The sequence below is a fragment of the Aurantimonas marina genome (assembly GCF_017183135.1).
GTDB classification, from domain to species: Bacteria; Pseudomonadota; Alphaproteobacteria; order Rhizobiales; family Rhizobiaceae; genus Aurantimonas; species Aurantimonas marina.
Genome location: NZ_JADDXW010000017.1, coordinates 58,389 through 67,535, shown reverse-complemented (window position 1 = coordinate 67,535; position 9,147 = coordinate 58,389). Strand labels below are relative to the sequence as shown.

At 64.0% G+C, this 9,147-nt stretch carries 5 protein-coding genes and 2 pseudogenes; 1 reads left to right on the top strand and 6 read right to left on the bottom strand.

Features of this window, described 5'->3' with window-relative positions; all coding sequences use genetic code 11:
- The 5 genes from ING15_RS16645 to ING15_RS16625 all read right to left on the bottom strand — a co-directional run.
- A partial coding sequence (locus ING15_RS16645; RefSeq protein WP_206455965.1) for a GMC family oxidoreductase occupies nucleotides 1-1,859 on the bottom strand: 1,859 nt, incomplete at its 3' end.
- A 10-nt stretch (nucleotides 1,860-1,869) separates the two neighbouring features.
- A complete protein-coding gene (locus ING15_RS16640) occupies nucleotides 1,870-2,304 on the bottom strand; it encodes a hypothetical protein (RefSeq protein WP_206455964.1) in 435 nt (144 codons plus the stop codon).
- A gap of 3 nt (nucleotides 2,305-2,307) precedes the next feature.
- A complete protein-coding gene (locus tag ING15_RS16635; protein ID WP_206455963.1) occupies nucleotides 2,308-3,621 on the bottom strand; it encodes a hypothetical protein in 1,314 nt (437 codons plus the stop codon).
- Between the two features lie 24 nt (nucleotides 3,622-3,645).
- The gene (locus ING15_RS16630) at nucleotides 3,646-4,602 is read right to left on the bottom strand and encodes a hypothetical protein (RefSeq protein ID WP_206455962.1); all 957 of its coding nucleotides are present in this window, start codon (nucleotides 4,600-4,602) and stop codon (nucleotides 3,646-3,648) included.
- Nucleotides 4,602-8,048, bottom strand: a complete 3,447-nt coding sequence (locus ING15_RS16625) for an adenylate/guanylate cyclase domain-containing protein (RefSeq protein WP_206455961.1) — start codon at nucleotides 8,046-8,048, stop codon at nucleotides 4,602-4,604. The genes ING15_RS16630 and ING15_RS16625 overlap by 1 nt, the downstream gene beginning before the upstream one ends.
- A 215-nt stretch (nucleotides 8,049-8,263) precedes the next feature.
- Between ING15_RS16625 and ING15_RS16620 the strand changes: the two are divergent.
- Nucleotides 8,264-8,746 (top strand): annotated as a pseudogene (locus ING15_RS16620) (integrase core domain-containing protein); the annotation flags it as partial.
- A 137-nt stretch (nucleotides 8,747-8,883) separates the two neighbouring features.
- On the opposite strand, the pseudogene ING15_RS19595 reads toward ING15_RS16620, so the two are convergent.
- Nucleotides 8,884-9,071, bottom strand: a pseudogene (locus ING15_RS19595) (IS5/IS1182 family transposase); the annotation flags it as partial.
- Nucleotides 9,072-9,147 lie beyond the last annotated feature (76 nt).

The window sequence follows — 9,147 nt, the reverse complement described above, 5'->3', positions numbered from 1 at the left end:
TACAGCCGGGCGAGATCCTGCAGCACCGAGCGGGCGGCTCGAAAGGTGAGGGCGGCGATGGTCAGGGTCGGGTTGCCGGTGCCGACGGTGGGAAAGGTGCCGCTGCCGAGCAGGTAAAGGTTCTTGTGATCCCAGCTGCGCAGGTTGGAATCGACGACCGACCCGGCGGCCGTCGTGCCCATCTGGTAGGTTCCCATGATGTGGCCGGCGCCGTACAGGTTGATCTGGTACTCCTCCCCGTCCATGTCGAATGCGACCGCCGGAAAGCCGGGTTTATCGACGAAGCGGGTGTAATTTTTCCCGATCTGCTTGAAGATCTTCTCGGTCGTTTTTTGCGCCGAGACGAAGCCGCGCAGCGTGTAGTCGCTGTGCGAAATCGAATAGTTGACCTGCGGCCGCGGCAGGCCGAGTCCGTCGGTGTAGCGGTCCGACAGGGTGATGCGGTTGGTTTCCTGCGGCTCCTGTTCGACCAGATAGCACAGCCGGACCATCCGGGTGTTGAACCGGTTCAGCCGGTCGATAAGCGCCCGGCCGTAGAGCTTGTCGCCGTCCGGGTTGAGCTGTGACTCGTTGCTGCCGTGGACGAAGTCCCTGAGCGAGGTCGCAGGATCGTCATCGGCCCATTCCCAGCCGACATTGCCGACATCGATCCGCCAGGCCGAGCGCTTCTTGCGGAACGGTCCGTCGCGCAGACTTTCGACGCCGGAGCCGCTGCGCGGACCGCGATAGGGGAAATATTGCCGCGTGCTCAGCCCCCAGCCGAGATAGCACAGATGATCCATCAGGTTGCGGCCGACCTGGCCGGACGAATTGGCGACACCGCGACGGCCGTTCGACATCAGCAGCAGTTTCGCCGTCTCCACGGCATGAGCCGCCAGAACGACGATCTTCGCCGTCACCTCATCGTGGCTCACGGCGTAGTTTCCCGGCTCGCCGGAATATTTCAGGTAGCTGACGCTTGAAATACGGCCGTCGGCGCCGACCGTCAGATCGCACGCGACCGCCTGGGTGAGCGTGGTGACGTTGTGGGTCGCCTCGGCCGCGCGCAGCGTCACCTGCGCGTCGTACTTGGCCTGGATCGGGCAGATCGGGATGCAGCTGGAATTGCCCTGGCAGGCCGGCCGGTCGTTGCGGTACTGCGAGTTGCGCCCCTGCGGGGTGCAGGTCATTTCAAGCGGCTGACCGTCGACCGTCAGGCCGGCGATATCCTCGCCCAGCCGGGTGTCGGAGACGCTCTGCGGAATACGCGCCATCGGATATTCGTAGCCGGGCGGAAACTGCTCGCCGAGATAGGGCTGCAGCGCGCGCTGGTCGGCGATGTCGGCAGAGACGCCGATCTCGTCCTCCGCCCTGGCGTAGTCGTCGAACAGATCGGCGATAGCGAGCGGCCAGTCGACCAGCACGCCATAGGCCGACTTCATCCGGAAATCGTTGGGCACGAGGCGCAGACAGGTGCCCAACCAGTGCCAGGTGGTGCCACCGGCCAGCCGCTCATAGGTCGACAGGAACGGCAGGTCCGAGCTGGCCGGATAGGTCAGGTAGCTTTTCTCGTTGAGGGCGGCGATCCGCTTCGGCCTGTCTTTGTCGTTCAGTGTCGGCCAGCCGAAGGTCATCGCCGTCGTCGCGCGCGGGGCCGCTTCCGACGCCGGATCATCGGCATAGGGCGGGTAGGGGGTCTCCGGCAGCTTGCCGGTCGCCGTCAGATAGGTGCCGTGAAACGCCTTGCGATTGTCGCGGTCGAGGGGACCGGATTCCAGAATGAGCACGCGCTTGCCCTGCGTCGCGAGTTCCTTTGCCATGATCGCGCCGGCGATGCCGGCACCGACGATGACCACGTCGTAGGTTGCGTTCGCGGGCATGGCGGGCTCCTTACAGGAAGTCGTCCAGGGGCGCGGGAAGCGTGGCCCAATAGCCGAATTTCTGGTGGCTGACTCCGGTGGGATGGGCCTGGATCGCCCGCCACGCCAAGCCCTCGGCATAGATGTTGGCCGACGGGATCGCGGCATCGCCGCCCGGCGGCGCGATCTGGCCCAGGTACCAGAACACGATCAACGCTCGGGCGGTGTCGGCCACGGCCTTGTCCGCCTGCTCGTCCAGGATGCCGCGGGCGATGTCGTCGGGCGTTTGGCCGCTTGCGAGCCCCGTCCGGTAGAGGGCCAGCAGATCGTCGGCGGCGCTGCCGTAGATCTTGACGAACTCGCCGTAGAAATCCGCCGATTGCTGCGCGAACTGCAGCGTTTGTTCGGAGAATCCGGTCAGCAGGCTGGACAGCGCGAAGAATTCCTTTGGCGGGGCGGTGGTCATCGCTCACTCCTTCGCCATGACGCGCGACAGGATGTAGGTAAAGTCAGAGGGCTTGGCCGCGGGCGTCGCGGTAGCGCGGTTGTGGCAGCCGATACAACTCGACGACACCATCGGCGTGTCGCCCTGCATGAAGGTTTCGATGGCGGTGTTGGCGAGATACGGCGGAAACGGCCGGCCGGTCGGGTCTGTGGTGTCCGTCGGCTTCTGCGGATACTGGGTGCCGATCAGCATGTAGTTGGCCCAGACCGTATCCGGGTTTGCCTTTTTCAGTTCGGTCTGGAATTTGGCGTTGAGGGCGGCGGTCTCGGCATCGACCGGCGTCACGCGCACGACCTGGACCGGAACCTGGCCCGGGCGTGACGGGTCCCAAGGTGTGTCCGGCAGTGCATTGGGGGTGCAGGACTCCGCCGATCGGCTCTGCAGACAGTCGGGATCGTAGAAATTGTAGTGTCCGGTCTTGTCGGCGCTGGCGTCGGGCGCGTTGTCGACATGCTCGAAGGTCGACCAGATCCATTGCGGTGCGGATTCGGTCTTGGTCGAGATGTGCATGCCGACCAGTCCGAGCTGCACGCGCGCGCACTGGTCGCCGTTGACGACATAGGCGTTGATGCTGTGGAAGCGCGCCGGGTTGTCGCCGTCGCCGAGCACCTTCCACGCCGCCTTGACCATGGTGGCGCGTTCCGCGCCGATGGCGCGCGATCGGGCCGGGAAATCGATGGTGCCGATCGCTTTCAGTCCGGCCTGCGTGTACAGGCTGTTGTCGACGATATAGTCGTACATCGGCCGGTTGACGGCAATCTCGTAGCGCACGTAACGGGCGTTCAGATCGATCAGTGGCCCGGCCTGAGCCTGAAGGGAACTCGACACGACGGCGTCGGCCTTGGTGGTGTGATACAGCACGCGCGCCTTATCTGCAGCCCCGATAGCCTGGCAGGCCGGGGGAGGAACCGCCGGGGTACCCCAAGCGGGCGGCCTCTCGCCGTCCGCCACCAGGATCTGGTAATCCTCCATCCAAGTGCCCCAGACGGTGGCATTGTCGCCGTCGGCGCCGATCATTTGCGCGTCAGCCTGGCCGTCGGCCCGCACTGGCCAGCTGAGCGCGACAAAGCTCTTCCAGGAAAACGTGTCGTAGTAAGACCGATCGCCGACCGGGTTTTCCACGGCCATATCGGCGGGCAGGCGGCTGCTCAACACCACGGTCTCGCCGGTCGGCGCCGTGTCCCGCGCGTTCGGACTCCCCGTGAACGATGCGACGCCCACCGCCGCGGCGGTCAGGACCGCCCCTCCAACCATATATGCCGCTTTCGAGATCCGCATGGCTTGGCGCCTTGGCTGTATCGATCAGATGTCGGCGTAGAAAAGGGAGCTTTCGGCGATCACCGGCGGCGTGGCGTAGGTCATCACGCCACACGTCTCTCGCTTGGCCCTGAACATTTTCTTGAGATCCGCCACCATCGGATGGGCGGAGGACGCGATGGACAGTTTCGGGGTGGGCATGGTGCCGCCGCTGGCCTTGGTCATGCACCTGAACGCTCCGAAGATGTTCCTGCGCGATCCGACGAGGCGCTGGACCACGCCAGCCTCGCGATGCGGGTAGAGGCTGAAGTCGACGATTTCCGACTGGTTGGCGGCGACGACGCCCGCGCGGCTGTCGAGATCGTCGATCTGGAGGCTGAACAGCTTGCCCCCCGCCGGTTCCGTCACCGGCGCCGGAATCGTAAAGTCCCAGCGGGTACAAGTGGGGTTGTTCAACGCCGGGGTGGTGTAGGTGAACGGGTGGGTCATCACCTTGTTCTCGCCGAAATTGTGCATCCCCCAGTAGACCGCGATGCGGTCGTCGCAGGGAACCCACAGCCGGTAATTGCCGATCGTCTTGGTGTGGTCCCGGCCGAGGATGAAATCCGAACTGCTCAATCCGAAGGGCGTCTGCGCGCTGCGCTCTGCGGCATAGGAGAGGATATTGATCTCGCATTCATGCGTCGGCTCGGTGCCGAGGCTTGCCGGCGGCTTGTCGCCGTAGGCGATCGGCTTGGTGATGTCGGCATAGGCCTGCGGATCGTTGACGCCGGAATCGGAACTGTAGGCCATGAAGTTGATGTTCATCATCCCCATCGGCTCGTCGGTCGCCAGGTCGTTAAAGGCGAAGGCCTTCAGGCTTGCTGACTGGCTCGCCAGGATCGAATCGAGGACCGCTATCGGCACGGCGTAATAGACCCAAAGGGCCGAAAACGAGCCGTACCAGAACGGCGGATTGCCAGGTGTCGGCATGGTGCGCTGAACGCCGCCGGACTCTGTCATCACTTTCTCCCTCCGATATTCGCTGCCGTCGCCGGCAATACGCTTTCCTGGGTTTCCCGTAGCAGGTTGCGCGCGGACCGAAGGTCCTCGGTGTCGAAGCCTTCGGTGAATGTTGCGAAGACATCCGAGAGCGCGGCGCGCGCGCCGGTGAAGTCTTGGCTTGGCCTGTGCAGTCGTGCCAGCATCAGTGTCAGGCGGAGTTCGAGCGCGCGGGCCTTGCGCGATCTTGCGTCGGCCATCGCCTCCGACAGGCGCGCAACGACCGCCTCGTTGTCGAGGTCCGACCGGTCCAGCAGCAACTGGCAGTGCATCCTTTCGATTTCCGGCGCCCACCAATGCTCGCCGGTGCGGGCGATGAATTCGACCGCTTCCTCGATCGAGCGGAGTGCCGCTTCCGTCTGGCCGTGATCTTCGTCAGCCTCCGCGAGCAGGCTGAGGAAATAGCTCAGTCCCAGCCGTGAATTGGTTTCCTGCCAATGGGTCAGCCCGCGGCGGATGCGTTCCGACGTGGCCGCGGGCTCGTGCGAGTTCGAGGCAGCCCAGCCGAGCAGCACTTCCGTCCAGCCGACCCAGAACTGGAAAGCGCTGTCCTTGGAAAATTTCAGCGCTTCTTCCGCCAACTCGGCCGTGCGTTTGCGGTCGCCGCAGAACTGATAGGTCCAGGCGGCGAAGCTTTTCGACAGGGCGATGCTGAATTTGTGCTCGATGTCCTGGGCGATTTCGATGGCGCGTTCGCTCTCGCGCCGCGCCCGGTCGGGATAGCCGAGCAGCCAGTCGGCCCAGCCGGCATAGGCATGTGAGGCGACCCAGGGATCGACGACATCAAAGGTCAGCAGCCGTGCGCGCGCCTGCGGCGTCGCCTCGGTGTCGATGACGCGCTGCAGATGCAACCTGGCCTGTTCGATTTCGCCCATGTAGAACAGCGTCGCGCCGATCGCGCGATTGGCGGCGATGTCGAACACGCCGTCATCGGATTGCCGCGCTAGGTTCGACAGTTGGTCGGTCAATTCGTGCGCTTCCCGGTAGTTCGCCCGCAGCAGGTAGAAGCGCCACATGCCGTAGACCACCGGAAACAGATCGGGGGTTTCTCCCATGCCACCGCACAGCTTCCGCGCCCGTGTGTAGGTCTGTTCCAGTTTGTGCGAAGCGTATCCCTCGGCCGAAGCCAGCGGGACGGCAAGCGTGATCAGGATTGTCAGTTCCTGGTGATCGCGCTCCGGCGAGGCCGGCAGGGCGTCGATCTGGTTGAGCGCTTTCGAAAAATGATCGATCGCCTCGCGGTTACCCGATCCGGCCATCGCCTTCTGCCCGGCGCGCATCCAATAGAAGATCGCCCTGTCGGGCTGGCGCGCCCGCGTGTAGTGGTGGGCCAGGATTTCCGGATCGGCGGCGGCGATGTCCGGCGATATCATCTCCAGCATCCGGGCGATGCGCAGATGATAGAATACCCGGCGGCTCTTCAGCAGCGTCTGATAGGCAGCATCCTGGACCAGCGCGTGCTTGAACTTGTAGGTCGATTCCGGCGGCACGCCATGGGCGAAGATGAGCTCGGACTCGGCCAGGGAGGCGAGGGCGGAGTCGAGCTCTTGCGCGGTCTTCGGTTCGGCGACGGCAGCGAGCAGGGCGTAGTCGAATTCCCGCCCGATGCAGGCGGCGATCTGGGCCACGTCGCGCGCCGGCGCCAGCCGGTCGAGCCGCGCCATCAGCGAGTCCTGCAGGCTGTCGGGAATCGCGAAGGCCGACAGCGGCTCGCTCAGATCATAGTGATCGCCGGCGTCGATCAGCAGTCCGGTTTCGAGCACGGTTCGGGTCAATTCCTCGACGAATAGCGGGATACCGTCGGTTTTCGACAGAATGTGCTGGACCAACTCCGCCGGCAACGTCTTGCCCTCGGCGACGCGGTTGATGATGGCCGTGCCTTCCGTCCGCCCCAGTCGGTTGAGCGTGATCGAGGAGATATGCGCCTGACCGGCCCAGTGGCTCATGAATTCCGGCCGGTGCGTGACAATCAGCAGCAGCCGGAGGTCCGGCGCCCGCTCGATGACGAGGTTGAACATTTCGATCGAGGTCGGATCCAGCCAGTGGGCATCTTCGACGATCATCAGGATCGGCCGGTCGCTGCTGAACCCTTCGATCAGGCGGACCAGCGCGGCAAGCGTCTCGCGTTTCAGCACGCGCGTATCGCCATCGGGCAGCCGGTATCGGTCGCCGGTCGGCACGGACATCATCGCGGCGACCAGCGGCACGGTTTCGGCAAGGTCGCAGCCCGAGGCTTCGATGAAGGTCTCGAGCTTCCTGAGCCTGACTTCGGGCGTCTCGCCCGGCTGCCAGTGGGCGGCGCGTTCGAAGTGCTCGATCGTGGGAAACAGCGCGCTGTTGGCGTGGTAGTTCGAGCAGAACAGCCGCACATGGCGTTTGGTCTCGCTGCGCAGGCGCTCGAGCAGCGCCTGGGTCAGGCGCGACTTGCCGATGCCGGGCTCGCCGGTCAGCATGACGACCTGTCCGCTGCCGGCCTTGGCAAGGCTCCAGCGCCGCAGCAGCAGATCGATTTCCTCCTCCCGTCCGATGAGCGGCACCAGCGACTTGCCGTGTAGAGCCTCGAAGCGGCCTTCGGCGTCACCTTCGCCGAGCACTTTCCAGGCTTGCGTCGGTTGCGGGATCCCCTTGAGAAAGCGCTCGCCAAGATCCTCGACGCTAAAGATATCGCCGATCAGCCGGCGCGTGCTCGCGGCAATGACGATTTCGCCCGGCTCCGCCATCCCCTGCAGCCGCGCTGCCAGGTTCGGCGTGTCACCGACGACGGGGCGCTCCTGCGCTTCTCCCTCTCCGACCAGATCGCCGACCACGACAAGGCCTGTGGCGATGCCCACTCGCACCGCCAGCGGTTTTGAAGACGGGGCTTGGATTTCGCCGACGCCCGCGACGATCAGGCGCGCCGCCCGCACGGCCCGTTCGGCAGCGTCCTCGTGCGCGCGCGGCCAGCCGAAATAGGCCACCACACCGTCGCCCACGAATTTGGCGACGTGGCCTTCGAAGCGGGCCACGACACCGGCCACCGTGTCCTGGTAGGCGAGGATCAGATCCCGCATGTCCTCTGGATCGAGTCCGGCGGATAAGGCCGTCGAGCCGACGAGATCGCAGAACATAACTGTCAGGTGCCGGCGCTCGGCGGCGGATACTGCCTCGGTGGCCGGCACGCCAGCTGACGGCTCGGATGCGGCCTCCCGCCCATTGTGCGCCGCGGCGGCAGACGGGGCGGAGCGCGGGACATCGTGCAGCTTGGCAATCGCCTTCAGCAGCTTGAGGCGGTGGCCGAGCGGCACCTGCAGTTCCTTCAGGTGCTTTTCCGTCAGTTCGCCCAGGACGTCGTCGTCGATTGCGTTCTCAGCAAACAAATCCGCATAAAGGCCGAGACCAATGCCATCCAGCCAAGCGGCGACATTCATGACTTCGCATGTCCTTTGGTGATAACTCAGAAACTTAAGGCTGAACCAGCCTTTCGATAAAACGCGCTCAGGAAATGACTTTACGGTATTTTTGAGTGATTAGTGTACGCAACATTGAATAATTTTAGCAAGTATCCGGGGCGACGCTGCGGCAAAGAAAGCCGGCTGCGCCGAACGAGCCGGCGTCGCGGTTCGGCACCGCCGGGGCCGGCCACATCGCCATCGAGTGGATCAGGCCCGGTCATCCGCAGCAGAACGGCCGCCACGAGCGCATGCACCTGACCTTGAAGAAGGAGGCGACCCGGCTGCGGGGAGTGAATATCCTGCAGCAACAGGCTCGGTTCGACGCATTCTTGAGCGAATTCAACGCCGAGCGGCCGCACCAGGCGCTTGCCATGAGGACCCCGGCCAAGATCTACACGCCCGCGCAAAGACATTATAAAGGCCTGCCGGAGCTGGAATACCCGTTCCACGACAAGGACATCCTCGTCACCGCCTGCGGCCGCATCTGCATACATCGAAAGACGACCAACATCGCAACCGTCCTGGCGGGTCAGAGGCTCGGCATCAAAGAAATCGACGACGGCATTTAGCTCGTCAGCTTCATGCGCTACGATCTGGGATATATCGACCTCGAACAGAGAACCTTGCAGACAATCGACAACCCGTTCGGCACGAGGTTGTTACCCATGTCTTAGGGACAATCCGTTACCGATGTCTCCGGGCTGAACATGGGAGGCGTAGCGGGCCACGCCCGACGATGATGAGCACTACGTCTACGCCATAGCCCTATGACGAGGCGATCCTTCAGATTCCATCCGGAAAGTCATGAAGATCAGGCGATGCGGCGCGGGAGGATCATGACCGAGGCGGCATGGAGAAACACCGTTGCCGACGTGAGCGTCGCTTCCGCATTTTTTCAGAGTCGTCGGTTTCGGCTGATCCAGGCAAAGAGCGCTCGACCGCCCAGCGCCTTGCACGAACGACGAAGCCGACTTGGCCGGGCGGCTTTCGGACGATCTCGATCATCAGTCCCATTGACCGGCGGCCTCTTCATTAAACCTTCATGGCGGCGTCATCCGGGCGTTACTTTTCGCCT